The sequence below is a fragment of the Kitasatospora sp. A2-31 genome, from assembly GCF_022288725.1.
Taxonomy (GTDB): Bacteria; Actinomycetota; Actinomycetes; order Streptomycetales; family Streptomycetaceae; genus Kitasatospora.
In genome coordinates, this window is record NZ_JAKNTA010000014.1 from 160,077 (window position 1) to 186,628 (window position 26,552).

The following is a 26,552-nucleotide window of genomic DNA, read 5'->3' on the forward strand; positions in this document are numbered from 1 at the left end:
ACCCCGCCGGAAACCCGAAACCGGGTACGCCGAAGCGGACCCGGGGGGATGGCGGGGTCGGGGCGCTGCCGTCGGGGCCTGCGCCCTCGGGTGAGGGTTGTTTCCAGTTGTCTGCGCTGTGCTACCGGGCCGAGCGTAGGTCGGACGGCGGCACCGCACCTGTGCCTTTTCGTCCTCGTTACGTGCATTTCATCCGCATCTCGACCACTTGACGGCGCCGGGCGTCGGAAGCGCCCGGACCCGGTGGCGGCAACGGCGAACGTGCACGAACACCCGTAGGAGTGAACGCAGACGCGAGGGGAGCCGGTGCCACGGATACGGAGTCGGCGTCGATGACTTCCGTTCCTCTGCACCCCGAGCCTGTCTCGACTCGGCGGTCTGGGTTCGAGCGTCGGGGGTCACCCGGTACCGAATTCTGACACACCCGCCGCCGGGCCCCGGAAGGCGGGATGGGAGGATCCCATGGCCCGCCACCTCGCGTACACCTCCGCGACACCGCGAAGCCTCCACGTCCCTCCCACAGGAGCCCGCCCATGCACCACCGTCCCCACCCCCGACGTACGGCCGCCGCCGCCCTCGCGCTGGTGTCCGCCGGAGCCCTCCTGCTGACCGGTTGCAGCGCTGGCGGCCAGGAGAAGACCGCGAAGGACGCGGGGGAGGTGGCACGCGACAAGCTCCCCAAGGCCCAGCGCAGCGCCGGCGTGCTCCGGATCGGCTCGGACCTGAACTACACCCCGGTGGACTTCCGCGGCGCCGACGGCAAGCCGGCCGGTCTCGACCCGGACATCGCCGAGGCCCTCGGCAAGGTCCTCAACGTCCGGATCGAGATCGTCGACACTCCCTTCGACAAGTTGATACCGAACCTTCACGCCAAGCAGTACGACGTGGTGATGTCCGCGCTCAGCGACATCCGCCAGCGCCGCGAGGGCGTGGACGACACCGGCAGGCAGATCCACCCCGGCGTGGACTTCGTGGACTACTTCATCGCCGGCAGCTCGATCACGGTCCCCAAGGGCAACCCGAAGGGCATCCACACCCTGGACGACCTCTGCGGCCGGGTCGTCGCGGTGCAGCAGGGCACCACGCAGGACGAGATCATCGGCCGCCAGGTGACCGCCTGCAGCCGGGCCGGCAAGCCGCTCACCGTGCACAAGTTCGACACCGACGCGAAGGCGCTGGCCGAGGTCGCCTCCGGCGTGTCGGCGGCCGGTCTGAACGACTTCCCGGTCGCGGCCTACGCCGCGAAGACCACCGACAACGGCAACCGCTTCGAGGTCACCGGCGCGCAGTCCAAGTCCAACCCGTACGGGATCGCGGTGCGCAAGGACGACACCGCGCTGCGCGACTCGCTGTCCAAGGCGGTGGACCAGCTGATCCGCAGCGGCGAGTACGACAAGATCCTCTCCAAGTGGAACGTCTCCGCGGGCGCGGCGCAGAACGCGGTGGTCAACGGCGGCATCTGAGACCGCCGGCAACCGGACGAAGGGGCCGGGTCGGATCCGGGCGGGATCCGACCCGGCCCTCGTGCGTCCGCAATCCCCCGGGCGCGCGGGCGGGCCTCCCGGGCGGAGTGCAGGGGGATCCGCATACTTATACGCAGGGTGACAGGAGCCTGGCATTCGTCCGTATAGCGGACAGCGAGGCCCCTCGTTATCCGATTTTGATCTGAATGAGGGCCCCCCGACCGTCATCTGGTGGCAGGATTCCCCCCATCTCGGATCGAGCCGACCACTGGTCGAGGCGGTTCGATCAACGTCCACCTCGGCGGAGGGTGGCGGAAGCAGTACCTCGCTCCACCCTGCGCAGACCATGCCCAGGCCCTGCACCACCGGCTTTGCCCGTACGCAGTACAGCGAAATACCACCCGTACCCGTACAGCGCCGTACGGCCTGCTGCCCCGGTGTGCCGCTCCCCCGCGGCGCGCTCCGCCCGACCTCTCCCTCAGGAGGAGATCCCCCCATGACCGCCCGTACCCAGCGCACCCGCCTCCTCGCCGCCGGCGTGGCAGCCGCGTCCCTCTCGCTCGCGCTGACCGCCTGCAGCAGCAGCAAGGAAGAGGGCGGCGGCGCCCCCAACGCCACCGCGACCGTCAGCGAGGTCAAGGTCGACGACAAGCTCGCCGCGCTCGTCCCCGCCGACATCAAGTCCGCCGGCAAGATCATCGTCGGTTCGGACGCCTCCTACGCGCCGAACGAGTTCAAGGACGACAGCGGCAAGATCATCGGCATGGACGTCGACCTGGCCAACGCCATCGCGGCCCGGCTCGGCCTCAAGGCCGAGGTCCAGGACTCGCAGTTCACCGCGATCATCCCCGGCATCCAGTCGAACAAGTTCCAGCTCGGCATGTCGTCCCTCACGGACAACAAGGAGCGCGAGCAGACCGTCGACATGGTCACCTACTTCAACGCGGGCAGCGCGATCGCGGTCAAGAAGGGCAACCCGGACAAGATCAGCGCCGACGACCTCTGCGGCAAGAAGGTGGCCGTCCAGACCGGCACCACCCAGGCCCAGGAGATCGTCGACGTCCGCAACCCCGCCTGCGCCAAGGCCGGCAAGCCGGGCGTGGTCAACGACGGCGACAAGTTCGACCTGCAGACCGACGTCACCAACGCGGTGGTCTCCGGCCGCGACCAGGCGATGATGGCCGACTCCCCGGTCGTCGACTACGCCGTCAAGCAGTCCGGCGGCCAGCTGGAGAAGATCGGCACCACCTACGACTCCGCGCCGTACGGCATCGCCCTCGCCAAGGGCGCCGCGATCGCCCCGGCCGTCCAGGGCGCGGTCCAGTCGCTGATCGACGACGGCACCTACAAGCAGATCCTCACCAAGTGGGGCGTCGAGGCCGGCGCCCTCGACAAGTCCACCCTCAACGGCGCCGTCAGCTGACCCTCCGCCGGCACATCTCTCCCCCGAGGCCACACCGTGAACTCTCTGGACAAGGGGCACGCGGAGAAGGGACGGCCTGAGACCATCAAGGCCGTCCCGGTCCGCCACCCCGGACGCTGGGCGGGCGCCGCAGTCATCACCGTACTGGCTGCGATGCTCGTGAGCGCCCTCTTCACCAACCCCGCCTTCAAGTGGGACATCGTCGGGAAGTACCTCTTCCACGACAGCATCGTGCACGGCATGCTCGTCACGCTGGAGCTGACCGCGCTCTCCATGCTCATGGGTGTGGTCGGCGGCATCATCCTCGCGGTGATGCGGCTCTCCCCGAACCCGCTGCTCTCGGCCACCGCCTGGGTCTACATCTGGGTCTTCCGCGGGACACCGGTCCTGGTGCAGCTGGTGTTCTGGAACTTCCTCGGCCTGATCTGGGCCAAGCTCTCGATCGGTGTGCCGTGGGGACCGGAGTTCTGGTCGGAGTCCACCAACGTCCTGATCCCGACCTTCGTCGCCGCCCTGCTGGGCCTGGGCCTCAACGAGGCCGCCTACATGGCGGAGATCGTCCGCGGCGGCATCCAGTCGGTCGACCTGGGGCAGACCGAGGCCTCGCACGCGCTCGGCATGAGCCAGTTCCAGACCATGCGGCGGATCATCCTGCCGCAGGCCATGCGGGTGATCATCCCGCCGACCGGCAACGAGACCATCTCGATGCTCAAGACCACCTCGCTGGTCTCGGTGATCTCCCTGGAGGAGATCTTCCGCGCCGGTCAGGTGATCTACTCTCGGAACTACCAGAACATCCCGATCCTGATCGTGGTCAGCCTCTGGTACCTGTTCTTCACCTCCGTGCTGACCATCGGCCAGTACTACATCGAACGGCACTACGCCCGCGGCTCCAACCGGACGCTCCCGCCGACCCCGCTGCAGCGGGTGCGGGGTCTGTTCCGTGGGAAGCCCACCCCGAAGAAGACCACCGACGTGGTCCCGGGGCTCGAGGGAGGTGGTCACGTATGACCGATCTGAGCAAGCCCGTCGACGCCGCCGGCGGCCCGATGGTCCGCGCCGAGAACGTCCACAAGTCCTACGGCCTGGTCGAGGTTCTCAGGGGCATCGACCTGGAGGTCAAGCAGGGCGAGGTGTTCTGCCTGATCGGTCCGTCCGGCTCCGGCAAGTCGACCTTCCTGCGGTGCATCAACCACCTGGAGAAGATCAACGGCGGGCGCCTCTGGGTCGACGGCGAGCTCGTCGGCTACCGGCAGAAGGGCGACAAGCTCTACGAGCTCAAGGACCGCGAGGTCGCGCTCAAGCGGCGCGACATCGGCATGGTCTTCCAGCGCTTCAACCTGTTCCCGCACATGACCGCCATGGAGAACGTCATCGAGGCGCCGGTGCAGGTCAAGGGCGAGTCCAAGGCGGACGCCCGGGAGCGCGCGATGGCCCTGCTGGAGCGGGTCGGCCTGTCCGACAAGGCCAAGAGCTACCCGTCCCAGCTCTCCGGCGGCCAGCAGCAGCGTGTCGCGATCGCCCGTGCGCTCGCCATGAAGCCCAAGCTGATGCTCTTCGACGAGCCCACCTCGGCGCTCGACCCCGAGCTGGTCGGCGACGTCCTCGACGTCATGCGCGGACTGGCCGAGGAGGGGATGACCATGGTCGTCGTCACCCACGAGATGGGCTTCGCCCGCGAGGTCGGTGACGCCCTGGTCTTCATGGACGGCGGCGTGGTCGTCGAGTCGGGCAACCCGCGCGACGTCCTCACCGACCCGCAGCACGAGCGCACCCGGGCCTTCCTCTCCAAGGTGCTCTGATCCCGAGCTGCTCCGAACTCACCGGGGTGCGCCCACCGCACCCCGCGGCGCCCGGCAGGCCGGTCCTGCCGGGCGCCGACGCTTTCCCCGCCCGGGTAATAGGCTGGAGGCATTCAGCCCGTTACCGCATTCTGGAAGGACCACCGTGGAGCTCGCCTCGTACGCCGATCTGGCCGTCCGGCTGGTGAACACCGAGGAGCCCGAGCGCGGCACCGACTCGCTGACCTCGGTGGAGGCGGTGCGCGCCCTCTTCTCCGAGTCCTCGCGCGCCGCCGCGCTCGCCGACGAGTCGGACCTGCCGCGGCTGCGGACCGTCCGGACCCGGCTGCGCGGGGTGTTCGAGGCCGCCGCCGAGGGCGACGAGGTCCGCGGCGTCGACCTGCTGAACAGCCTGCTCATGGAGTTCCCGGTCAGCCCGCTGATCTCCGGCCACGAGCACCTGGACGACGCCGGGCACCCGCGCTGGCACCTGCACCTGGCCGACAACTCGCCGACCGCCACCGCCCACTTCAGCGCCGTCGCCTGCATGGGGCTGGCGGTCCACCTGACCGAGCTGGGCGCCGACCGGCTGGGCATCTGCCAGGCCGCGCCCTGCCGCAACGCCTACCTCGACACCTCCACCAACCGGTCCCGGCGGTACTGCTCGGACCGCTGTGCCACCCGGGCCAACGTCGCCGCCTACCGGGCCCGCAAGCGCCAGGAGGCCCAGGACGCGGCCGCCCTCGGCGGGCAGGCCTGACAGCAACCCGGTCCGCTCTCCCGGTCCCCCCGGCCGCCCGGCCGCCCGGCCGGTCCGGGCTACGGCCTGTCCGGGTCGACCCAGACGCCGCAGCGGCGGGCCAGGCCCGGCACCCGGGCGAGCGGGCCGGAGAGCAGCAGGCGCTCCAGCCCCCGGCCCGGCGCCAGCCAGGCCGGGCGCGGCCGCAGCCGCAGCAGCACCCGGCCGAGCACGAGCTCGTCCGGGACGGCGCCGTAGCTGCGGCTGTCGCTGTCGACCGGCCGGTTGTCGGAGAGCAGCCACCAGCCCTTGGCCCGGCGCTCGGCCGCCCGCTTCACCACCAGCAGGTCCTGCTGGAACGGGTGGCGGAACACCACCACCGCGCCCGGCCGGATCCGCGCGCCGTAGCGGACCAGCAGCTGGTCCCCCTCGCGCAGGGTCGGCACCATCGAGGGACCCGCCACGTCGATCAGTCCGAACGGCGCGCCACCCCCCGGGGTGCCGCCCTCCGGCTCCGTCATCCGCGCCACGACTCCTCCTCCCGGCCGGCCGCGTCCCAGTCTGCCGCACCGGCGACCTCCCGGCCGGTGTCCGGATTGGCCCGGTTCCGACTCCGCCTTTTGACCGAGGCCCACCGCCCGATCGCGAAACCCGGGGACCGGAGGGGTAATCTCGGGCGCGGGAAGACGATCTAAGGAAGGACTCCCATGTTCTCTCGTCTGTTTGCACCTCGCGCCACCGCCCACGCCCACTGCGACCTCCCCTGCGGCGTGTACGACCCCGCGCAGGCCCGGATCGAGGCCGAGTCGGTCAAGGCCACCCAGGAGAAGTACCAGGCCAACGAGGACCCGCACTTCCGCGCCCGCGCCATCATCATCAAGGAGCAGCGCGCCGAGGCCGTCAAGCACCACATCTCGGTGCTGTGGAGCGACTACTTCAAGGCCCCGCACTTCGAGAAGTACCCGCAGCTGCACCAGCTGATCAACGACACCCTGAAGGCCGCCTCGGCCACCAAGGCGTCGACGGACCCGGCCACCGGCCAGGCCCTGCTCGACCTGATCGCCGAGGTCGACAAGATCTTCTGGGAGACCAAGCAGGCCTGATCGCCGATCAGCCCGCACCGACCGCCCCCGTCCGGCCCGCCGGACGGGGGCGGTCGCGTTCTCGGCGGAGCCGACCGCCCGGTAAGGGTCACTTGGCCTGATCACTTGTTATGCTGCCAGGGCGCCCCGCGGGGGAAGCCGGTGCGAATCCGGCGCTGACCCGCAACGGTAAGCGGTGCCCCGTGCCCGCGAGCCCGATCGCCCGGGGGCGCCGACCTCCCGACAACTCGCCGCGGACTGCGAGGGGATGGCGCCCCCGGCACGCCTGCGGCCCGGGCGCGATCGCCCGCCGCCGGCCGCGGCCAGAGGCGAAGGCGCGCCACCCTTGACCACCACAGCGACCGCACCGCCCCCGACGGCGCCCGCACCCGCGGCGGCCCGCCGCCTGCCCGCCGGCCCGCTGGCCGCCGGTCTGGCCGCGGCGCTGCTGCTCTCCCTGGTCTGCGGGGTGGCCCTGGGCTCCACCGGACTCGGCTGGTCGCACGTGCTGCGGCTGCTGGGTGCCGGGCTGACGGGCGGTCGGCTGCCGGCCGAGGAGGCCGCCGCGTACGCCATCGTCTGGGAGATCCGGCTTCCGCGCACCGTGCTGGCCGCCGTGGTCGGCGCCGGGCTCGCGGCCACCGGGGTCGCCGTGCAGGCGATGGTCCGCAACGCGCTCGCCGACCCGTTCGTCCTCGGCATCTCCTCCGGCGCCTCGGTCGGTGCCAACGCGGTGCTGCTGCTCGGCGCCTTCGCCTCGCTCGGGATCTGGGCGATCTCGGTCTCCGCGTTCGGCGCGGCGCTGCTCGCCATGGTGCTGGTGTACGCCGCCGCGCGGACCTCCAGCGGCCTCACCCCGCTGCGGCTGGTCCTCACCGGCACGGCGATGTCGTACGGCTTCTCGGCGGTGACGGCGCTGATGGTGTTCGCCGCCGCGCGCGGGGAGGCGGCCCGCAGCGCCATGATGTGGCTGCTCGGGAGCCTCGGCGGGGCGACCTGGGGATCGGTCCCGATCGCCGCCGCCACCGTACTGGCCGGCCTCGGCCACCTGGCCTGCGCGGCCGGGCGGCTGGACGCGCTGGCGATGGGCGACGAGACCGCCGCCTCGCTCGGCGTGGACGGCGACCGGCTGCGCCGGGAGCTGTTCGCCGTGACCGCGGCCGTCACCGGCACCGTGGTGGCCGTCAGCGGCGCGATCGGCTTCGTCGGCCTGATGGTGCCTCACCTGACCCGGATGCTGGTCGGCGCCGGTCACCGCCGGGTGCTGCTGGTCGCTCCCCTCGCGGGCGCGCTGCTGCTGGTCTGGGTGGACGTCGTCTCGCGGACCCTGTTGGCCCCGGCCGAACTTCCGGTCGGCGTGGTCACCGCGGTGCTCGGGGTGCCCTGCTTCCTGCTGCTGATGCGCCGTCGCGGCCACACCCTCGGAGGCCGCTGATGGACGTCTCCCTCGACGGCCTCTCGGTCGACCTGGCCGGCGTCCGGCTGGTCCACGACGTCACCCTGGCCGCCCCCGGCGGCCGGCTGGTGGGCCTGGTCGGGCCGAACGGCAGCGGCAAGTCCACCCTGCTGCGCTGCGTCTACCGGGCGCTGCGGCCCTCCGCCGGAGCCGTCCGGCTGGACGGCGAGGACCTGCACGCGCTGCCCGCGCGCGAGGCCGCCCGGCGGGTGGCCGCCCTGCCGCAGGAGCACTCCGCCGAATTCGACTTCACGGCCGCCGAGGTGGTCGGGATGGGCCGGCTGCCGCACCGGGGCGGGTTCGCCCGGCCGACCGCGGGCGACGACGGGAAGTGCGCCGCCGCGCTGCGGCGGATGGGCGCCGGGCACCTCGCCGGGCGCGGCTTCCTGAGCCTGTCCGGCGGGGAGAAGCAGCGCGTACTGATCACCCGCGCGCTGGTCCAGGAACCGCGCGTGCTGGTGCTCGACGAGCCCACCAACCACCTGGACATCGGCCACCAGCTGGAGGTCCTGGCGCTGGTCCGGGAGGCCGGCCCGACGGTGCTCACCGCGCTGCACGACCTCAACCTGGCGGCCGCCCACTGCGACCTGCTGCACGTCATCGCGGCCGGCCGGATCGTCGCCTCGGGGGCGCCCGCCGAGGTGCTCGAACCCGCCCTGCTGGCCGAGGTGTTCGGCGTCCGCGCGACCCCCGTCCGGCACCCGGGGACGGGCGCCGTCCAACTGCTCTTCGACCGACTCCGCTGACCCCCGAGGACATCCCGTGCGCACCAAGGCCGCGGCCTCCGCCGCCCTGCTCGCCCTCGCCCTGACCGCCTGCGGCGCCGACATCGCCCCCGCCGGGGACGCCGTCGCCTCCTCCGGCGCCGCCGCCCACTACCCGGTGACCGTCGACAACTGCGGGACCAGGACCACCTACCAGCGCAAACCCGCCCGGGCGGTGAGCAACGACGTCGGCATCACCGAGCTGCTGTTCGCGCTCGGCGTCGCCGACCGGATGGCCGGCTACGTGATGCCCGACGACAGGGGCCGGGTGGACGAGGTGGCCTGGAAGGACGGCTACCGGCGGACGACCTGGCTCTCCAGGCAGCGGATCACCAAGGAGCTCGTACTGGAGGCCGGGGCCGACCTGGTCTTCGCCGGCTGGCACTACGGCTTCGGCGAGGCCGACGGCTTCACCCCGAAGGCGCTGGCCGGCCTCGGCATCGACTCCTACGTGCTGAGCGAGTCCTGCCGCAGCGGCTCGGGCCCCGAGCGCGGGGTGATGTCCCCGCTGGACGCGCTCTACACCGACCTCGCCAACCTGGGCGAGATCTTCGACGTCCGCGACCGGGCCGACCGGCTGATCGCCGACTTCAGGGCGCAGATCGCCGCCGTGCCGCAGCCCGCGCGCCGGCAGCGCGTCTTCCTCTACGACAGCGGCGAGGACAAGCCCTACACCGCGGGGAGGTTCGCCGCCGCGCAGGAGATCATCACCCGGGCCGGCGGGGAGAACGTGACGGGCGACATCGCCGACTCGTGGACCACCGTCGGCTGGGAGAGCGTGGTCCGGCGCGACCCCGAGGTGATCCTGATCAACGACTACGGCGACCCCGACGCCGGGGCCAAGCGGAGCTTCCTGAAGTCCTTCCCGCCGCTGGCCGGCGTCTCCGCGGTCAGGAACGACCGGATCTTCGTCCTGGACTACGCCGACCTGGTCGAGAGCCCGCGCAACCCGGCCGCGATCACCGCGCTCGCGGCGTACCTGCGCGCTACGGCGGGGGGCTGAACCACCGGGTGGGGGGCGGCCCCGCGGGCGTAGGCTCGGAGGTACCAGCCGACGGAACCGACCGGAGGAGCGAGAGCATGAGCACGATGGCCGCGCCGACCGCCTTCGACACCGACGCACTCCGCGAGGGCATCGAGCGCAGCGACGCCGAGGCCCTGCTGGCGCTGTACGCGGACGACGCCGAACTGCGCGTCGTCGACCGCAAGACCCAGCCGAGCCACCCGCTGGTGATGCACGGCCGGGAGGAGATCGCCGCGATGCTGGAAGACCTCTACGGCCGGGAGATGACCCACAAGCTGGAGCGGGCGGTGGTCCAGGACGGCCACCTCGCCTTCCTGGAGTCCTGCCAGTACCCCGACGGGATCCGGGTCCTGATGAGCTCGATGGCCGACCTGCGGGACGGCCGGATCGTCGACCAGACCTCCGTCCAGGCCTGGGACGAGAACGAGCAGGCCAAGTAGGCTCGTCACATGATCCGTACCGCCGTTGCCACCGATGTCCCGGTCATCCACGCCATGATCCGCGAGCTCGCGGAGTACGAGAAGGCCCCGCACGAGGCGGTGGCCACCGAGGAACAGCTGCGGGACGCGCTGTTCGGCGCCGCTCCGGCACTGTTCGGGCTGATCGCCGAGGACGACGCCACGGGCGAGCCGGTGGGCTTCGCGGTCTGGTTCCTCAACTTCTCCACCTGGCGCGGGACGCACGGGATCTACCTGGAGGACCTCTACGTCCGCCCGGAGGCCCGCGGCGGCGGCCACGGCAAGGCGCTGCTGCTGGAGCTGGCCCGGATCGCGGTGGACCGCGGCTACTCGCGGATGGAATGGTCGGTGCTGGACTGGAACGAGCCCTCGATCAACTTCTACAAGTCGCTCGGCGCGGTGCCGATGGACGGCTGGACCGTCTACCGGCTCACGGGTGAGGCGCTCACCGCGGCCGGCACCCGCTGACCCGCGCCCGCCCCGCGGGAGCCCGCTCCCGGGGGATCGCGGAAGGCGCCCTCCGACCGCTGACGCCCTGTGTCGCAAGGGCTTACCATGAGTGACTCCCGCGCGGGGATCAAAAGCGGTAACGTCTCGTGCGGGCGCGGCGTCCGGCCACTCTTCGAAGGGTATGACCGGTACGTACCGCACCACCCCTCTGGACAGTTGGGGCGAAGCAGTTGAGCCAAGCAACAGACAGTGCCGCGGCCACCGGCCCGGAAGCACAGCGCGTCACCCAGGAGGTGAGGGTGTCCCAGATCGACGGCGAGCCCGGAGTGCAGGACTTCGTGGAGGTCCGGCTGCCCGCGGCGGGGGCCTACCTCTCGGTGCTGCGAACAGCGACGGCAGGGCTCGCGGCCCGGCTGGACTTCACGCTGGACGAGATCGAGGACCTCCGCATCGCGGTGGACGAGGCCTGCGCCATCCTGCTCCAGCAGGCGGTGCCCGGCTCGGTCCTCTCCTGCGAGTTCCGGCTGGTCGGCGACTCGCTGAAGGTCATCGTCTCCGCCCCGACCACGGACGGCCGGGCCCCGGAGCGGGACACCTTCGCCTGGACGGTGCTCTCCGCGCTGGCCGGCGAGGTCGACTCCTCGGTCGGCGAGGACAACACCGTGTCGATCAGCCTGCACAAGAAGCGCGGCGGATCCTCCGCGCACTAGGCAACCGCAGCAGCACCGAACAAGGGCCGTCCGCCCGGTTCCCCACCCGGGCCGGCGGACGGCTCCCGGTACCGCCCTCCACGCGGTACGACCCACAAGACGAATCCGGGACCGCCACGGTCCCGGTGCTCCCGGAACGGAACGGGGGAATGGCCGTGAGTGATCTGGACCGTACCGGCCTCGCGACGGCGGGCCCTGCCGTACCGACCCAGGCGAGCGTTCCCGGCCTCGCCGCCAACGACGACGCGCACCCGAAGGACGCCCACCGGATGAGCCAGCCGACCGAGCCGACCGACCCGTCGCAGACGCCCTCGCCCCCGCCCTCCCCGGAGGACCCGGCGGCCGAGGCGCTGCGCGGCGCGGTGCCCGCCCAGGGCCCGCACCGCTCGGGCGCGCCGGACCGGGAGGCGGCCCGTGCGCTGTTCGTCCGGCTGTCCGCGCTGCCCGAGGGCTCGCCGGAGCGGGTGGAGCTGCGCAACCAGCTGGTGCGCATGCACATCCCGCTGGTGGAGCACCTGGCCAGGCGGTTCCGCAACCGGGGCGAGCCGCTGGACGACCTGACGCAGGTCGCCACCATCGGGCTGATCAAGTCGGTGGACCGGTTCGACCACGAGCGCGGGGTCGAGTTCTCCACCTACGCGACGCCGACCATCGTCGGCGAGATCAAGCGGCACTTCCGGGACAAGGGCTGGGCGGTCCGGGTGCCGCGCCGGCTCCAGGAGCTGCGGCTGTCGCTGACCACGGCGACCAGCGAGCTCTCCCAGCGGCACGGCCGCTCCCCCACCGTGCACGAGCTGGCCGAGCACCTGGGGATCTCCGAGGAGGACGTCCTGGAGGGCCTGGAGTCCGCCAACGCGTACTCCACGCTGTCGCTCGACGTGCCGGACAGCGACGACGAGTCGCCGGCCGTCGCGGACACCCTGGGCGCCACCGACGAGGCACTGGAGGGCGTCGAGTACCGCGAGTCGCTCAAGCCGCTGCTGGCCCAACTGCCGCCCCGGGAGCAGAAGATCCTGGTGCTGCGGTTCTTCCGGAACATGACGCAGTCGCAGATCGCCGCCGAGGTGGGCATCTCGCAGATGCACGTCTCCCGGTTGCTCGCCCGCACGCTGGCGCAGCTGCGGGAGAAGCTCCTGGTGGAGGAGTAGGGCGTGGTGGGCACGCCCTGGAACTGACGGCACCTCAGTGGTCGTGAACGGCCGTGCGGCCCTCTGTGCTCAGCCCTCGTGCGGAGCGTAGAGGGCCGCCGTCGACTTCGGGCTGAGCAGGGCGCCGATGCCGACCGCACCGAGCAGGCCGACACCGATGCCGACGGCCGCCATGGCACCGCCGCTCTGCCACATGTAGTACGCCACGGGCAGGCAGATGGAGTTGGTCAGCACGGCCGGGCTGCGGCCCCAACGCCGGCCCTTCAGGAGCGCCCGGGCGGCCAGTATCGGCAGCGCGCCGAGCAGCACGATCACCAGGCCGCCGAACTCGTTCAGGGCGAGCTGCTTCTCCTGGCCGGACAGCGCGGACACCATGTCCCAGACGCCGACGACGGCCAGCGCGGCGCCCGCCAAGGCGGTGATGGCGGCGCCCACGACCAGGGCGGCCGGCCGGTCGCTGCCGGGCGTGGGTGCGGGTGCGGAGGATTCTGCGGTCACTCCAGCAGGGTAGCCGCCGCCCGGTCCGTACCGACCCGTAGGCTGAGCACATGCGCGCTCTCCTGGTCGTCAACCCGAAAGCGACCACCACCAGCGGCCGCACCAGGGATGTCCTGATCCACGCCCTGCGCAGCGACCTGAAGCTGGAGGTGGCGCAGACCGAGTACCGGGGCCACGCGCGCGACCTGGCCCGGGAGGCGGCGGAGGACGGCACGGTCGACCTGGTGGTGGCGCTGGGCGGCGACGGCACGGTCAACGAGACGGTCAACGGTCTGCTCTCGCACGGCCCGGGTGAGAAGGTCCCCCGGCTGGCCGTGGTGCCCGGTGGCTCGACCAACGTGTTCGCCCGCGCGCTGGGCCTGCCCAACGACCCCGTGGAGGCGACCGGGGCCCTGCTGAACGCCCTGGAGGCCCGCCGGGAGCGGCCGATCGGCCTGGGCAAGGCGATGACCGACGGGCTGCCGGACCGCTGGTTCACGTTCACGGCCGGCCTGGGCTTCGACGCCGGCGTGGTCGGCCGGGTGGAGGAGCAGCGCCGGGCGGGGCGCAAGTCCACCCACGCGCTCTACGTGAGGCAGGCGCTCCGGCACTACGTCACCCAGCGTGAGCAGCGTCGATCGGGCCCGGTCACCCTGGAAATGCCGGGCCACGAGCCGGTGCCGGGCCTCGTGCTGACCATAGTCAGCAACACGTCCCCCTGGACGTTCCTCGGCAACCGGCCGGTCTACCCCTCCCCGCTCGCCTCCTTCGACACGGATCTCGACGTCTTCGGCATCACCCGGATGACGGCGTTCGGCACGGCTCGAACGGTCCGTCAGATCCTGCGGTCGCACAGCGCTTCGAGCGACGGGTCCGCCCCGGTCGGCCCGTCGGGCAAGCACGTCGTCTCCTACCACGACGCCCGGCATTTCACCTTGGTTTCACAGGAACCGGCCCCGTTTCAGGTCGACGGGGACCACCTTGGAGACAGGAGTCGCGTCAGTTTCACAGGCGTACGGCGGGCACTGCGTGTGATTGTGTGACCGGAAGGGGGGTTCACCCTTCTTCTCGAACGCACAAGCCCCCTTCACTCCATAGAAGTACTGGCTGTGAGCTAGGCGACACCGAAGAATCAAAAATTCCTCCCTGAAGGGGGTTGTATCCGGGCCCGAGGTTTGCGAACCTCTACATGGCGATCGGGACACATCGCAGCGACGGCAGCCTCGGACCGACGGAGGCCGACCGCGGAGTGTCCCTCGAATCGCCGAATCCCTCCCCAGCACAGACCTCCCGGGCCCGGTGGGCCTTTGGTCTCTTTTGCTGTTGCGGGATTCGTGAAAGCGTTCACATTCACAAAGCCATCGATTATGCCGCCGGGCCACCCCCGTCGGCAGGAGGAGTTGGACGACCATGGACTGGCGCCACCGCGCTGTCTGCCGCGAAGAGGACCCGGAGCTGTTCTTCCCGATCGGGAACACCGGTCCTGCTCTGCTGCAGATCGAGGAAGCCAAGGCCGTGTGCCGCCGCTGTCCGGTCATGGAGCAGTGCCTCCAGTGGGCGCTCGAGACCGGCCAGGACGCCGGCGTCTGGGGCGGTATGAGCGAGGACGAGCGTCGCGCCATGAAGCGCCGTGCTGCCCGCAACCGCGCCCGCACCGCCTGATCACACGCCGTAGCACCAGCAGTGACCGCAGGACCGATCAACACATGATCAAGGGCTTCCCTGCACTTCCTGGCGAAGCCTTCCGCACAAAGGACCTTGCTCGACGAGGTCCTGCGACACCGGGCCGCCCAGCCACTTGATACTGTTCACTTAGAGCAATATCGTGGAGCTGTGGCGCTCACCGTGTGCAACGCACCGGTGGGGTGTCGCACCACCCAGAGCCCCCGTTCCGGCCGACTCCCCCCGACGGCCGGAACGGGTTGAGAGGCCCTGTCGACCCACCCCCCCCCGGTCGACAGGGCCTCGTTTCTGTCTCTGCGGCCAGCCGCCGGGCCCTCGCCGGCGGCGGCCCGGCCGGCCGCCGCCCGGGTGGTTGCACGGAAGCGCGCATCCGGCTCCCCCGCCGGGCACGCGCCCCCTCCCGCCTCAGCGCACCGGGATCTCCAGGACCACCTTGGTGCCGCCGTTCGGCCCGGCCACCATGTCGAAGGTGCCGCCGAGCTCCCCGGTGGCCAGGGTCCGGACGATCTGCAGACCGAGGTTGCCCGCCTGCTGCGGGTCGAACCCCTCCGGCATGCCCTTGCCGTCGTCCTGCACGGTGATCAGCAGGTACTCCTCCGGGCGGGCCCCGCCGTTCCAGCTGTCCGACCAGCCCATGCCGGTGGCCGGCGCGCGTCCGCGCAGCGCGCTGACCTCCACGTGGCCGGAGGCGGACGGTCCGAAGGCGTGCTCCAGCGCGTTCTGCAGCAGCTCGGTCAGCACCATCGCCAGCGGGGTGGCCACCTCGGCGGAGAGGATCCCGAAGCTGCCGCTGCGGCGGGTCGTGACCCGGCCGTCCTGGGAGAGCTCCATCACCATCGCCAGCACCCGGTCGGCGATCTCGTCGAAGGCGACCTGCTCGTCCAGCGCCTGGGAGAGCGTCTCGTGGACGATCGCGATCGAACCGACCCGGCGGACCGCCTCGTCGAGCGCGGCCCGGCCGGACTCCGAGTCCATCCGGCGGGACTGCAGCCGCAGCAGCGCGGCCACGGTCTGCAGGTTGTTCTTCACCCGGTGGTGGATCTCCCGGATGGTGGCGTCCTTGGTCATCAGCTCGCGGTCGCGCCGGCGCAGCTCGGTGACGTCGCGGCAGAGCACCAGCGAACCGGTGAGGGTGCCCTTGGGCTTGAGCGGGATGGCCCGCAGGGTCACCACGCCCCCCTGGGCCTCCACCTCGGTCTGCCGCGGCGCCCAGCCGCTCGCCAGCTTCACCAGCGCCTCGTGCACGGCCGCCCGCGACGGCGGGGCGAGCTCGGCGGTGGCGCGGCCGAGGTGGCTGCCGACCAAATCGGTGGTGAGGCCGAGCCGGTGGTAGGCGGAGAGTGCGTTGGGGCTGGCGTAGGTGACGATGCCGTCGGCGTCCAGCCGGATCAGGCCGTCACCCACCCGGGGCGCGGCGTCCATGTCGGCCTGCTCGACACCGGGGAACGGGAACGCCCCGGCGGCGATCATCTGGGCCAGGTCGGAGGCGCTCTGCAGGTAGGTGAGCTCCAGCCGGCTGGGGGTGCGCACGGTCAGCAGGTTGGTGTTCCGGGCGATCACCCCGAGCACTTTGCCCTCGCGCCGGACCGGGATGGACTCGACCCGCACCGGCACCTCCTCGCGCCACTCCGGGTCGCCCTCGCGCACGATCCGCCCCTCGTCGAAGGCGGCGTCCAACAGCGGGCGGCGGCCGCGGGGGACGAGGTGGCCGACCATGTCGTCCTGGTAGGACGTCGGCCCGGTGTTGGGCCGCATCTGGGCCACCGAGACGTAGCGGATGCCGTCCCAGGTGGGGATCCACAGGACGAGGTCGGCGAAGGAGAGGTCGGAGAGCAGCTGCCACTCCGAGACCAGCATGTGGAGCCACTCCACATCGGCACCGGTCAGGGTGGTGTGGCGGCGGACGAGTTCGTTCAGCGAGGGCACACCGCGAGCGTAGCTCCAGGCCGGGCGGGCGGGCCCGTCGCACCCGTCCGCGGGCGGGCTGCCGGGCGGACTGCGGGGGCCCGGGCGGGACGTCGAGTTGTCCAGACCAATTTCCGGGGATCCCTGGACAATGCAGATTGGTCTAGTCCACAATGGAAGGGCACCAAGGAGGAGCCCACCGCGCAACTGCCCTGACCCGCGCACGGCTTCTCCTCGGTCGGACGCCACCGGGCGAGGACCCCGCACAGTCCTCGACCGGCCTCGGCGCCCGACGACAGCTCCGGGCTGCGGTGCCGCACGGGTTGAGGGTCCCGTGTCGGCGCCGTGGCCCGTAGTGCTTTCCGCCTCGGCGGGGTGCGCACCCGGCTTCCCCAGCCGCTCAAAGGCCGAGCCCCCGTCCACACCCTGTGGACGGGGGCTCGGCCTTGCGCACGCCGCCCGGGCGACGACCGGCACCGCAGCGCCGACCGTCGGCCCCGGGCCAGGAGCGGCCCGGAGGCGAGCGGGCGACCCCGCCCCGAGCCGAAGGACCGCGCCGGGGCCGAAAGGGAGAAGCGAGGACGACCCGAGGCACGAGGGACGTTGCAGCGCCGACCGTCGGCCCCGGGCCAGCAGCGGCCCGGAGGCGAGCGGGCGACCCCGCCCCGAGCCGAAGGACCGCGCCGGGGCCGAAAGGGAGAAGCGAGGACGACCCGAGGCACGAGGGACGTTGGAGCGCCGACCGTCGGCCCCGGGCCAGGAGCGGCCCGGAGGCGAGCGGGCGACAGATCAGTGCGTCTCGGTGACCTTGGCGAGGGCGCGGGGGGCGTCCGGGTCCTGGCCGCGGGCGATGGTGACCTCGTAGGCCAGCAGCTGCAGCGGCAGGATCTCCAGGATCGTCTGGACCTCCTCGGGCACGCCGGCCGGCAGCGCGAAGCCCGCCGAGGCGACCTCCACCTGTGCCTGCTGGCCGATGACCACCAGGTCCGCGCCGCGGCCGCGCAGGCGGTCCAGGACCGGCTGCAGGGCCTCGCCGCCCTTGCCGTCCGGGACGATCGCGATGACCGGGGAGACGTTGTCCACCATGGCCAGCGGGCCGTGCAGCAGGTCGGCGCCGGAGAACGGGGAGGCCGGGATGTAGGTGGTCTCCATCAGCTTGAGCGCCGCCTCACGGGCGGTCGGGTAGCCGTAGCCGCGCGAGGTGATGACCAGGCGCTGGGCGAAGCGGTAGCGCTCGGCCAGCGCCTTCACCTCGGCCTGGCGGGCCAGGATGCCGGCGGCCAGCGACGGCAGTTCCTTCGCGGCCGCGCCGTCGCCGCCGCGCAGGCCCTCGACCAGCAGGTAGAGCGCCAGCAGCTCGGCCGTGTAGGTCTTGGTGGCGGGCAGCGCCTTCTCCGGGCCGGCCAGCACGTCGATGTGGAACTCGGAGACCTCGGCCAGCGGCGAGGACGCGTTGTTGGTGACGGCCAGGGTGATGGCGCCGGCCTCGCGGGCCGCCTTGGTGGAGGCCACCAGGTCCGGCGAACCGCCGGACTGGCTGACGGTGATCACCAGCACGTCGGTGAGGTCCGGCTTGGCCCCGTACGCGGTGGTGGTCGACATCGAGGTCAGGCCGGCCGGCTTGCCGAGCAGGATCTCGATCAGGTACTTCGCGTAGAGCGCCGCGTTGTCGGACGTGCCACGGGCGGTCAGCAGGACGAAGCGCGGGTTGCGGGCGGCGATCTCGGCCGCGATCTCGAAGATCTTCGGCGCGCCCTCGTCGAGGATGCGCTGGAGGACGGCCGGCTGCTCGGCCATCTCCGCCGCCATGATCCGGCCGGGGACGGGGACAGTCTGCGTGTCGGACATCTTGGGTGTGCCTCCGATGAGATGGTTCCACCCCACGCGGGCGGGGATGCCCGGTGGGGACCTCTACGGCGGCGAGTCCGCACACTCGCTGCGGTGTTTCCTGCGGCAATCCTACGGGGACCCCCACCCGGGAGCACAGTCGAGGCGCCGACCCGGGCCCCTCCCCCGCTGGTGGGGAGGGGTCGGGCCGGGCCCCGCGGCTCCGCGGCGGCGGGTCAGCCGGCCTTGTTGATCAGCTGGTCGATCGCGGCGTCCGCGTCCTTGGTGGCCTGGTCGATCGGCTTGTTGTTCTTGAGGATCGCCGTGAGCATGTCCGGCAGGATCTTCTGCTTCTCGATCGCGCCCCAGCCGGGTGCCAGCGGGGTGAACCACGCGTCCGGCACCGCGTTGGCCGCGGCCGCGGTGGCCGGCTTGTTCTTCAGCGGGCCCAGCTGGGTCAGGTTGTTCGGCAGGATGTCCCGGTCCGCCAGCGCCTGCTGCGACTTGGTGCCGGTGAACATCCGGATCCAGTCCGCCGCCAGGGCGGCCACCGGGGACTTCGCGGTGACGGCGAGGTCCGACCCGCCGATGAAGGTCGGCAGCGGCTTGCCGCCCGGGCCGGGCATGGTGGCCATCTTGACCGCGTCCTTGAGGGACGGGTCGCCGGTCACCGGCGCGGTGACGCTGGCCGCCTCGAAGGGGTTGCCGTAGAAGGCGCCGGCGTGGCCGCGGGCCATCGCCTCGAACTGGTTGAGCTCGTTGACCGCGAGGTCGCCCTTGTTGTACTTGCGCACCAGGTCGACGAAGTGGGCGATGCCCTGCTGGGACTTCGGGTCGTTGAGGGTGCCGTGCCAGTTGCCGCTGCTGTCGAAGCGGGCGATCGCACCGCCGTACGCGGAGACGTAGCTCATCGCGGCGTACCAGTACGGGCCGGGCAGGTAGAGCGCCGAGTAGGTCCGGTCGGACTTGTTCCTGTCCGCGACCCGGTCGAGCGCCGCCCTCAGCTCGTCCTCGGTCTTGGGGAACTCGGCGTTCCCGGTGGCGCTCTGGAAGGCCGTCGCGTTGTAGACGGCGACCCGGGCGCCCGCGTAGTACGGCACGCACCAGAGCTTGTCCTGGTAGGTGCAGGTGTTGGCGAGCGCCTTGATCCAGGCGTCGGAGTTGTCGAAGCTGCTGCGCTCCACCGGGGCCAGGGCGCCGGCCAGGATGTACTTCATGGTCTCGGTGTTGCCGAGCTCCACCACGTCGGGGGCGAAGCCCTCGGCGAGCGCCTTGTCGAACCTGGTCACCTTGTCGGCCCAACCCTGGTACGCCAGCTTCAGCGTGACGTTCGGGTACTTCGCGGCGAACTGGTCGTTGACCCGCTGGACGAGGTCGGGCCAGTTCTTCTGGGCGTCCTCCATCAGCCAGACGGTGACCGTTCCGGTCGCCGCCTTCGGGTCCGTCGTACCGCTCCTGGCGCCGCCGGACGGCGAGCCGGCCGAGGAACAGGCCGTCAGTGCGACGGCCAGCGCCGTGGTCCCGAACGCGGACACGAGCTGACGCTTCTTCACGCCGTCCTCCGAGAGTGCTAGAGCTGGGTGCCCGCCGGCATCGTGGGCGCCCGCCGGGAGTGGTCTCCGGGAAGGGGCGGCGTAGTGCGGGAAGGGCTGATACCACATCCGGTGATGTTTGAGTTCGAACCGGATGCAGTGGAGCCTGGCCTAGACCACTCGCGGTGTCAACGCCAAATGACCTGCCCGCCAAGGGCGTTGCCAACCTGTTGTACCGCGTGGCGATGCGTTGCCGGTTCATTACCCTCAGTGGAATTTAAGGCTGGCTTAAGGGCGATTTGAGGGAGCACCGACAGGTGGCGAAACCGCAGGTCGACGGGGTGGAACGCGAACGGGCCCGCCACGCGACATGCGCGTGGCGGGCCCGCCTCGAAGGCGCCTCGACGGCGCCCCGGACCACGGTCCGACGACGGCTCAGCCGATCGCTCCCGGCTGCCCGGTGAGCACCTCCACGGCCGCCAGACCGCAGACGCGAGCGGCGCCGTGGGTGGCGATGTGGAGGGCGCCGACCGGCTGGGACTGCGGCAGCCCCATCTCGACCACCGCGGCGTCCGGCCGGGCCGCCACCAGGCGGGCCAGCGCGGCGGCCATCCACTCGTAGCGGTGGGCGTCCCGGACCACCAGCACCAGACTGCGGTCCTCGGCACCGGCCAGCACCTCGGCCACCAGCGCGTCCAGCTGCTCCGGCGCGGCGTCCTGCGGCCGGACCGCGCGGGTGCGGGTCCCGGGGAAGCGGTCGGCCAGCATGTCGGCCACGCCCCAGGGGGTCACCTCGCCGACGGCGATGTTCGGCTCGTCGGCGAACGAGGCCACGTACGGACGCTCGGTCACCGGCCGGACCACCCGGCCCGGCGCCCGGACCACCCGCAGCGCACGGCGGGCGGCCCGCAGGCCCACCGCCAGGTCCGGCTCCGGCCGCTCGGCCTGGGCCGCGATCCGGCCCCAGCTGCCGAGCGCGCGCACCCGGGCGGCGGCGTCGGCGAGGCGCTCCTCGGGGAGCCGGCCGGACTGCACGCCCGCCACGATGGCGTCGCGCAGCATCAGCACGGTCTCCTCGTCGGCCAGGCCGCCGCCGACGCAGATCGCGTCCGCACCGGCCGCCAGGGCCAGCACGGTGCCCTCGCCCATGCCGAAGGTGTCGGCGATGGCGCCCATCTCGATCGCGTCGCTGACGATCAGCCCCTGGTAGCCGAGGCCGCCGTCCGCCGGGGCCGCCCGCAGCAGGTCGCGCAGCACCAGCGGGCTGAGCGTGGCCGGCAGCTTCGGGTCGAGCGCCGGGATCATGATGTGGGCCGTCATGACGGCCTTGGTCCCGGCGGCGATCGCGGCCTGGAACGGGATCAGGTCGCGGGCGCGCAGCACGTCCAGGTCGACGTCGATCACCGGCAGGCCGTGGTGCGAGTCGACCGCGGTGTCGCCGTGGCCCGGGAAGTGCTTGGAGCAGGCCGCGACGCCGGCCGACTGCAGACCCTCCACCCAGGCGGCGGTGTGCCGGGCGCACAGCTGGGGGTCGGCGCCGAAGGAGCGGACGCCGATCACCGGGTTGCGCGGGTTCGAGTTGACGTCCGCGGTGGGCGCCCAGTTGTAGTTCACTCCGGCGGCGGCCAGCGCCCGGCCCAGCTCGCGGGCGACGTCGCGGGTCAGCGCCGGGTCGTCGATCGCACCGAGGGCGAAGTTGCCCGGCCACGACGAGCCCGAACCGGCCTCGAGGCGGGTGACGTCGCCGCTCTCCTCGTCGATCGCGATCAGGAGGTCGGGGTTCTCCTCGCGCAGCGCCCGGGTGAGCGCGGAAAGCTGCGCCAGGTCGGTCACGTTGCGGTCGAACAGGGCGACCGAGCCGAGGCCGGCGGCCAGGTGGCGGCGGACCCACTCCGGGGGCTCGGTGCCGACGAAGCCGGGCTGCAGGACGGTCAGCGCGTCCCGGTGCAGCTGGTCGCTGGCCGGCAGGGTGGGGATGAGGATGCTCACGTGGGATCAGCCCTTCACGGCGCCGTCGGTCAGTCCGCCCACGGCCTTGCGCTGCAGGAAGATGAAGAGGATCAGGATCGGGATCGCGAACATGGTGGACGCGGCCATGGTGGCGCCCCAGTCGGTGCCGAAGTTGGTCTGGAACGAGGAGAGCCAGAGCGGGAGGGTCTGGAACTCCTCCTTCTTGTTCAGGATGTTGACCAGCGGGAACTCGTTCCACGCGGTGATGAAGCCGAACAGCGAGGTCGACATCAGACCGGGGGCCAGCAGCGGGAAGATCACCTTGAGGAAGGCCTGGGTGCGGGTGCAGCCGTCCACCATGGCCGACTCCTCCAGCTCCTTGGGCACGGCGGCGATGAAGCCGCGCAGCGTCCAGATCGTGAAGGGCAGCACCATCATCAGGTAGAGCGCGGTCAGCGGGACGAGGCTGTTGAGCATGTCGTTGTCGCGGACCAGCAGGTAGGCCGCGATGATCATGACCTCCCAGGGCGCCATCTGGGCCGCCATGACGACCAGGACGAAGCTCTTGCGGCCGCGGAAGCGCATCCGCGCGATGGCGAAGGAGGCCAGGGTCGCGATCACCAGCGAGCCGAGCACGGCCCCGACCGTGACGACGAGGCTGTTGGTGACGTACGTCCAGAAGTTGGGGGCGTGGACGGCCTTGTCGAAGTGCTCGAACGTCGCGTCCAGCGGGAGGAACACCGGCGTCCGGCTGATGATGTCGTTGTCCTGCTTGAAGGCCGTCGAGATCATCCAGTAGACGGGGAAGATGAAGAAGACGAAGAGGACGACCGCGATCGCGTTCGGCCAGGTGCGTCCGATGAGCGAGCGCCTCACAGCTCGTCCTCCTGCTTCAGAATGATCCGGAAGTAGTACGCCATCAGCGCGCCCAGCATCAGGATGGTGAGCACGGCGATCGCGGAGCCGACGCCGAAGCGCTGGGATCCGAAGCCCTCCAGGAAGGCGTGGACCGGGAGGGTCCGGGTGAGCCCGTCCGGGCCGCCCTTGTTGATCAGGTAGACCTGGGTGAAGGCCTTGAAGACCCAGATGACCTCCAGGAAGGTCGTCGCCAGGAAGAACGGCTTCATGATCGGGTAGATCACCGCACCGAAGATCTTGAAGGAGCCGGCGCCGTCCATCCGGGCCGCCTCGTAGAGCTCCTTCGGGATGGTGGTCAGGCCCGCGTACATGTTGAACGCCACGAACGGGATCGAGCCCCAGACGATCAGCACGACGATCACGAAGAAGGTCGAGTACTGGCCGCTGGTCCAGTTGTAGTGGGCCATCCCGTGCCAGCCCAGCTTGTCCAGGACCCAGTTGACGACACCGAACTGCGAGTCGAAGAGCCACTGGAAGACCGTGGTCGCGGCGACCACCGGCATCGCCCAGGCCAGGATCAGCGAGATCGAGAGCGCCAGCCGCATCCGCTTGCCGAGCCGGTCCAGCAGCAGGCCGACCAGGGTGCCGAACACCATGATCAGGACGACGTTGACCACGGTGAACGCCACCGTGCGGCCGGTGACCGACCAGAACTCCGAGCTGGTCAGCTGGTCGGTGTAGTTCTCGAAGCCGTTCCACTCGGTGAGGTGCTGGATCAGCTGCCGCCGGTTGAGGTTCTGGAAGGACACCAGCACGGTCTTGAGCAGCGGCCACCCGAGCAGGAGCAGCGTCGCCGCGATGGCCGGCAGCAGCAGCAGGTACGGGGCGACGGACCGGCCGACCCGCCGGTCGACCGGTCTGCCGCTCTTCTTCGGGGTGGCACCGACGACGACGTCTCTCTCGTCGGTACTGGCCACGGCAGCCTTCCCTGATTCCGGGGACTGCGTCTGCACCCGCTCCGAATGCACAGCCATCGTTCTCTCTTCCTAGCAACCGACCACGACGGACAGGCGCCGCCCACCGGCCCCCCGCCGGGAGCCGGTGAGCGACGCCGCTCACCTGCTTACTGCTTCTGGTTGAGACGCTTCGCGATCTCGTCGTCGGCCTTCTTGGCAGCGGCCGCGTAGTCGCCGGTCAGGGCGCCGGTCAGGAACTCCTTGATCGGGTTCGGCTCGTTCTCCACGTTCGCCCAGGTGGGGGTGTTCGGGGTGATCGCGCCGTTGGCGGACGCCGGGAGGGCTGCCTTGGCGAACTCGCCGGCGACCTGGCTGTTCAGCGAGGTCTTGTTCGGGATGGAGCCGGCGGCGGCGACCAGGCCCTCGTTCTTGTCGTTGAGGGCGACCTTCAGGAAGTCCTTGGCCATCTCGGAGTTCTTGCTGGCCTGGGCGATGGCCAGGTTCGAGCCGCCGAGGAAGACGCCCGAGGACTTGTCGGCGGTCTTGCCCGGGAGCGGGAAGAAGCCGATCTTGTCCTTCGGCATGACCTTCTCCTCCGGCAGCTCCCAGCCGAGGCTGATCATCGTGCCGATGTCACCCTTGCCGAAGACCTCCTTCTGCTGCGGAGTGGCCTCGTCCTTGTCCTTCGGACCGGTGGCCGAGTAGCTCTGCAGCTTCTTGTAGGTCTCGAAGGCCTTCTGCGCCTCGGGGGTGGACAGGCCGCCGACCCACTTGTCGCCGTCCTTCTTGGCCAGCTTGCCGCCCTCGCTGGAGAGGAGGCCGAAGTAGACGTACCACTCCTGGCCCGGCATGTAGATCGGGTCGGTGACGCCCGCCGTCGCCTTCAGCTTGTCGAGGTCGGCGTAGAACTCGTCCAGGGTCTTCGGGGCGGCGCTCAGACCGGCCTTGGCCCAGAGGTCCTTGTTGTAGGTGACCACGCGGTTGGAGACCCACCACGGGGCCGCGTACTGCTTGCCCTCCAGGGTGGCGGCCTCGTTCTGGTTGGCGGCCCAGTCGGCCCCGCCCAGGGCGGCCTTGTCCTTGGTGATGTCGAGCAGACCGCCGCTGGCCGCGTAGCCCGCGGTCTGGGTGTTGCCGAGCTCCAGGACGTCGACGGAGCCCTCGGAGAGCGCGGTGGTGATCTTCGCCCCGATCCCGTTCCACTTCTGGATCTGGAAGTCGACCTTGGCGCCCGGGTAGGTGGACTCGAACTCGGACTTGACGGACTCCGTCCAGCCCTTCGGGGCGGAGCCGTCCATCAGCCACACGGTCAGGGTCTTGCCGCTGTAGTTCTTGCCGGCCGCGGAGGTCGAGGACGAGCCGCCCTTGCCCTCGTCGCTGGACTTGGCGTCCGAACCACAAGCCGCCACGCCGACGACCATTGCTGCGACGCCGACCGCCGCGATGAGCTGACGCTTCACGCCATCCTCCTGAGGGATGCCTGGGTTGCCCCCGTCGGGTGGCTGCGGCAGACCCACGCAAGGCGGGAGGAATGGTGCCGCGGACCCCAGCGAACGGGTGGGGGATTCGTAGTGACCGGCCTAGTGGTGTAGACCAGATGCCTGGAGCTTGGCCTAGACCAATGGGCCTGTCAACGGCTGTTCATGCGATCAGGACCACCCGTTATCAAGCCGACACCGCACATCGTTCATCGCGTGATGAGGTATTCGTTCCGTTGCCATACATGCAACGATGTGAGCTGTTAACGATGTGGCGCGGCCACCAGGAGCCGCGCGAGAAGCGGGAGACAGGTCCGATGAGCAGCGACGGGGGCAGCACGGCCCAGGTGAACGACCCCCAGGCGAAGAGCCTCCCGGCGCAGACCGGCACGGACCAGACCGCCCGGGTCCCGAAGTACTACGGACTCAAGCGCCACCTGCTCCAGCTCACCGAGACCCAGCCCGCGGGCACCCCGGTGCCGCCCGAGCGGGCGCTGGCCGCGCAGTTCGACACCTCGCGCACCACCGTCCGGCAGGCGCTGCAGGAGCTGGTGGTCGAGGGCCGGCTGGAGCGCATCCAGGGCAAGGGCACCTTCGTCGCCAAGCCCAAGGTCGCCCAGGCCCTCCAGCTGACCTCCTACACGGAGGACATGCGCGCCCAGGGCCTGGAGCCCACCTCCCGGCTGATCGAGATCGGCTACATCACCGCCGACGACCGGCTTGCACCGCTGCTGGACATCAAGCCCGGCGGCCGGGTGCTGCGGATCGAGCGCCTGCGGCTGGCCAACGGCGACCCGATGGCCATCGAGGTCGCCCACCTGTCCGCCAAGCGCTTCCCCGCCCTGCGCCGCAACCTGGCCAAGCACAACTCGCTCTACGCCGCCCTGCGCGAGGTGTACGGGGTCACCGTGGCCGAGGCCGAGGAGACCATCGAGACCACGCTGGCCACCCCGCGCGAGGCCGGGCTGCTCGGCTCCGACCTCGGACTGCCGATGCTCCAGCTCTCCCGGCACTCCTTCGACGCCGAGGGCGCCCCGGTCGAGTGGGTGCGCTCGATCTACCGCGGCGACCGCTACAAGTTCATCACCCGGCTCAAGCGCCCCGAGTAGGCGCCGCTCCCCGCTCCCGGGCACCGGCCTGCGCACCCGCGCACGCCGGTGCCTCCGCGCATCCGGGCGGCGCCCGGGGCGCCGTCGCGGCGCGCGGTGCGTCCGGATGGCGGGAAGTTCCGTCGAATCCGGTGACAGAGATCACTCCATGCTCTAGATTTCGCAGCCGTATTGACTGCCGATCACCAGTGGTGCTGCTCGGCGGGCTCCGGGGGGTTGTGCGGCCCCGCGGGGCTGCGGCGCCGACCGGGTGAGCCCTCCTCCGGAGCGGAGCCGAAC

At 71.2% G+C, this 26,552-nt stretch carries 25 protein-coding genes and 1 riboswitch; of the genes, 16 read left to right on the top strand and 9 right to left on the bottom strand.

The annotated features are described in order from the left end of the window. The first annotated feature begins 533 nt into the window (after window positions 1–533). The 5 genes from MCM47_RS31370 (at window position 534) to MCM47_RS31390 (ending at window position 5,427) form a co-directional block, all read left to right on the top strand. Window positions 534–1,463 (top strand): ABC transporter substrate-binding protein, encoded by a 930-nt coding sequence (locus MCM47_RS31370; RefSeq protein WP_238865332.1) that lies wholly within the window; start codon window positions 534–536, stop codon window positions 1,461–1,463. Between the two features lie 496 nt (window positions 1,464–1,959). Then, window positions 1,960–2,886: an ABC transporter substrate-binding protein gene (locus MCM47_RS31375; protein WP_238865333.1), complete on the top strand. Its 927-nt coding sequence runs from the start codon at window positions 1,960–1,962 to the stop codon at window positions 2,884–2,886. A 36-nt stretch (window positions 2,887–2,922) separates the two neighbouring features. Further along, window positions 2,923–3,897, top strand: coding sequence for an amino acid ABC transporter permease (locus tag MCM47_RS31380; RefSeq protein WP_238865334.1), 975 nt, complete (start codon window positions 2,923–2,925; stop codon window positions 3,895–3,897). Next, window positions 3,894–4,688, top strand: coding sequence for an amino acid ABC transporter ATP-binding protein (locus MCM47_RS31385; protein ID WP_374209240.1), 795 nt, complete (start codon window positions 3,894–3,896; stop codon window positions 4,686–4,688). Before MCM47_RS31380 ends, MCM47_RS31385 begins: the two co-directional genes overlap by 4 nt. Window positions 4,689–4,833: 145 nt before the next feature. Continuing rightward, on the top strand, window positions 4,834–5,427 hold the full coding sequence (locus tag MCM47_RS31390) for an ABATE domain-containing protein (protein ID WP_238865335.1): 594 nt from the start codon (window positions 4,834–4,836) through the stop codon (window positions 5,425–5,427). 59 nt (window positions 5,428–5,486) lie between these two features. Here the strand turns inward: MCM47_RS31390 and sodX are convergent, their stop codons facing one another. Continuing rightward, complete coding sequence (gene sodX, locus MCM47_RS31395; protein ID WP_238865336.1) at window positions 5,487–5,927, bottom strand: nickel-type superoxide dismutase maturation protease; 441 nt, start codon at window positions 5,925–5,927, stop codon at window positions 5,487–5,489. A gap of 186 nt (window positions 5,928–6,113) precedes the next feature. Here sodX and sodN point away from each other — a divergent pair, with 186 nt between their 5' ends. From sodN to MCM47_RS31435, 8 genes are all read left to right on the top strand, one after another. Continuing rightward, entirely contained in the window at window positions 6,114–6,509 is a 396-nt protein-coding gene (gene sodN, locus MCM47_RS31400; protein WP_238865337.1) for a superoxide dismutase, Ni, read from the top strand. Window positions 6,510–6,640: 131 nt separating this feature from the next. Further along, window positions 6,641–6,713, top strand: a riboswitch (cobalamin riboswitch). A gap of 121 nt (window positions 6,714–6,834) precedes the next feature. Next, window positions 6,835–7,923: an iron ABC transporter permease gene (locus MCM47_RS31405; RefSeq protein WP_238865338.1), complete on the top strand. Its 1,089-nt coding sequence runs from the start codon at window positions 6,835–6,837 to the stop codon at window positions 7,921–7,923. Continuing rightward, complete coding sequence (locus tag MCM47_RS31410; protein ID WP_238865339.1) at window positions 7,923–8,690, top strand: ABC transporter ATP-binding protein; 768 nt, start codon at window positions 7,923–7,925, stop codon at window positions 8,688–8,690. Before MCM47_RS31405 ends, MCM47_RS31410 begins: the two co-directional genes overlap by 1 nt. 16 nt (window positions 8,691–8,706) lie before the next feature. Continuing rightward, window positions 8,707–9,711 carry an ABC transporter substrate-binding protein gene (locus MCM47_RS31415; protein WP_238865341.1) on the top strand — a complete coding sequence of 335 codons (1,005 nt, stop codon included), beginning with the start codon at window positions 8,707–8,709 and terminating at the stop codon, window positions 9,709–9,711. 77 nt (window positions 9,712–9,788) lie between these two features. Further along, on the top strand, window positions 9,789–10,172 hold the full coding sequence (locus MCM47_RS31420; RefSeq protein ID WP_238865343.1) for a nuclear transport factor 2 family protein: 384 nt from the start codon (window positions 9,789–9,791) through the stop codon (window positions 10,170–10,172). 9 nt (window positions 10,173–10,181) lie between these two features. Continuing rightward, the gene (locus MCM47_RS31425; RefSeq protein ID WP_238865345.1) at window positions 10,182–10,658 is read left to right on the top strand and encodes a GNAT family N-acetyltransferase; all 477 of its coding nucleotides are present in this window, start codon (window positions 10,182–10,184) and stop codon (window positions 10,656–10,658) included. A 281-nt stretch (window positions 10,659–10,939) separates the two neighbouring features. After that, on the top strand, window positions 10,940–11,350 hold the full coding sequence (locus MCM47_RS31430; protein ID WP_238865347.1) for an anti-sigma regulatory factor: 411 nt from the start codon (window positions 10,940–10,942) through the stop codon (window positions 11,348–11,350). Between the two features lie 155 nt (window positions 11,351–11,505). After that, window positions 11,506–12,498, top strand: a complete 993-nt coding sequence (locus MCM47_RS31435; protein ID WP_238865351.1) for an RNA polymerase sigma factor SigF — start codon at window positions 11,506–11,508, stop codon at window positions 12,496–12,498. Between the two features lie 69 nt (window positions 12,499–12,567). Here MCM47_RS31435 and MCM47_RS31440 read toward each other — a convergent pair whose 3' ends face one another. Next, window positions 12,568–12,996: a hypothetical protein gene (locus MCM47_RS31440; RefSeq protein WP_238865352.1), complete on the bottom strand. Its 429-nt coding sequence runs from the start codon at window positions 12,994–12,996 to the stop codon at window positions 12,568–12,570. A 50-nt stretch (window positions 12,997–13,046) separates the two neighbouring features. On the opposite strand from MCM47_RS31440, the gene MCM47_RS31445 reads away from it, so the two are divergent. Continuing rightward, a complete protein-coding gene (locus tag MCM47_RS31445) occupies window positions 13,047–14,018 on the top strand; it encodes a diacylglycerol kinase family protein (RefSeq protein WP_238865353.1) in 972 nt (323 codons plus the stop codon). A gap of 367 nt (window positions 14,019–14,385) precedes the next feature. Beyond that, window positions 14,386–14,637, top strand: a complete 252-nt coding sequence (locus MCM47_RS31450; protein WP_014138019.1) for a WhiB family transcriptional regulator — start codon at window positions 14,386–14,388, stop codon at window positions 14,635–14,637. A gap of 426 nt (window positions 14,638–15,063) precedes the next feature. Here MCM47_RS31450 and MCM47_RS31455 read toward each other — a convergent pair whose 3' ends face one another. The 7 genes from MCM47_RS31455 to MCM47_RS31485 form a co-directional block, all read right to left on the bottom strand. After that, window positions 15,064–16,584, bottom strand: coding sequence for a sensor histidine kinase (locus tag MCM47_RS31455; protein ID WP_238865354.1), 1,521 nt, complete (start codon window positions 16,582–16,584; stop codon window positions 15,064–15,066). 768 nt (window positions 16,585–17,352) lie between these two features. Then, window positions 17,353–18,411, bottom strand: a complete 1,059-nt coding sequence (locus MCM47_RS31460; RefSeq protein ID WP_238865355.1) for an SIS domain-containing protein — start codon at window positions 18,409–18,411, stop codon at window positions 17,353–17,355. A 215-nt stretch (window positions 18,412–18,626) separates the two neighbouring features. Next, entirely contained in the window at window positions 18,627–19,943 is a 1,317-nt protein-coding gene (locus MCM47_RS31465) for an extracellular solute-binding protein (RefSeq protein WP_238865357.1), read from the bottom strand. Between the two features lie 414 nt (window positions 19,944–20,357). Continuing rightward, on the bottom strand, window positions 20,358–21,911 hold the full coding sequence (locus MCM47_RS31470; RefSeq protein WP_238865359.1) for a glycoside hydrolase family 3 protein: 1,554 nt from the start codon (window positions 21,909–21,911) through the stop codon (window positions 20,358–20,360). A gap of 6 nt (window positions 21,912–21,917) precedes the next feature. Next, window positions 21,918–22,748 carry a carbohydrate ABC transporter permease gene (locus MCM47_RS31475; protein ID WP_238865361.1) on the bottom strand — a complete coding sequence of 277 codons (831 nt, stop codon included), beginning with the start codon at window positions 22,746–22,748 and terminating at the stop codon, window positions 21,918–21,920. Continuing rightward, window positions 22,745–23,764 carry a carbohydrate ABC transporter permease gene (locus MCM47_RS31480; protein WP_255753041.1) on the bottom strand — a complete coding sequence of 340 codons (1,020 nt, stop codon included), beginning with the start codon at window positions 23,762–23,764 and terminating at the stop codon, window positions 22,745–22,747. Before MCM47_RS31480 ends, MCM47_RS31475 begins: the two co-directional genes overlap by 4 nt. Before the next feature lie 89 nt (window positions 23,765–23,853). After that, window positions 23,854–25,146, bottom strand: a complete 1,293-nt coding sequence (locus MCM47_RS31485) for an extracellular solute-binding protein (protein ID WP_238865365.1) — start codon at window positions 25,144–25,146, stop codon at window positions 23,854–23,856. Window positions 25,147–25,481: 335 nt separating this feature from the next. Between MCM47_RS31485 and MCM47_RS31490 the strand changes: the two genes are divergently transcribed. Beyond that, window positions 25,482–26,273 carry a GntR family transcriptional regulator gene (locus tag MCM47_RS31490; protein ID WP_238865367.1) on the top strand — a complete coding sequence of 264 codons (792 nt, stop codon included), beginning with the start codon at window positions 25,482–25,484 and terminating at the stop codon, window positions 26,271–26,273. Window positions 26,274–26,552: the final 279 nt, after the last annotated feature.

What these genes read in the sequence shown, in the direction of transcription:
- MCM47_RS31370 (WP_238865332.1), top strand. Translation starts at nt 534, where the DNA reads ATGCACCACCGTCCCCACCCCCGACGTACGGCCGCCGCCGCCCTCGCG.
- MCM47_RS31375 (WP_238865333.1), top strand. Translation starts at nt 1,960, where the DNA reads ATGACCGCCCGTACCCAGCGCACCCGCCTCCTCGCCGCCGGCGTGGCA.
- MCM47_RS31385 (WP_374209240.1), top strand. Translation starts at nt 3,894, where the DNA reads ATGACCGATCTGAGCAAGCCCGTCGACGCCGCCGGCGGCCCGATGGTC.
- sodX (WP_238865336.1), bottom strand. Translation starts at nt 5,927, where the DNA reads ATGACGGAGCCGGAGGGCGGCACCCCGGGGGGTGGCGCGCCGTTCGGA.
- sodN (WP_238865337.1), top strand. Translation starts at nt 6,114, where the DNA reads ATGTTCTCTCGTCTGTTTGCACCTCGCGCCACCGCCCACGCCCACTGC.
- MCM47_RS31410 (WP_238865339.1), top strand. Translation starts at nt 7,923, where the DNA reads ATGGACGTCTCCCTCGACGGCCTCTCGGTCGACCTGGCCGGCGTCCGG.
- MCM47_RS31420 (WP_238865343.1), top strand. Translation starts at nt 9,789, where the DNA reads ATGAGCACGATGGCCGCGCCGACCGCCTTCGACACCGACGCACTCCGC.
- MCM47_RS31425 (WP_238865345.1), top strand. Translation starts at nt 10,182, where the DNA reads ATGATCCGTACCGCCGTTGCCACCGATGTCCCGGTCATCCACGCCATG.
- MCM47_RS31445 (WP_238865353.1), top strand. Translation starts at nt 13,047, where the DNA reads ATGCGCGCTCTCCTGGTCGTCAACCCGAAAGCGACCACCACCAGCGGC.
- MCM47_RS31450 (WP_014138019.1), top strand. Translation starts at nt 14,386, where the DNA reads ATGGACTGGCGCCACCGCGCTGTCTGCCGCGAAGAGGACCCGGAGCTG.
- MCM47_RS31460 (WP_238865355.1), bottom strand. Translation starts at nt 18,411, where the DNA reads ATGTCCGACACGCAGACTGTCCCCGTCCCCGGCCGGATCATGGCGGCG.
- MCM47_RS31480 (WP_255753041.1), bottom strand. Translation starts at nt 23,764, where the DNA reads ATGGCTGTGCATTCGGAGCGGGTGCAGACGCAGTCCCCGGAATCAGGG.
- MCM47_RS31490 (WP_238865367.1), top strand. Translation starts at nt 25,482, where the DNA reads ATGAGCAGCGACGGGGGCAGCACGGCCCAGGTGAACGACCCCCAGGCG.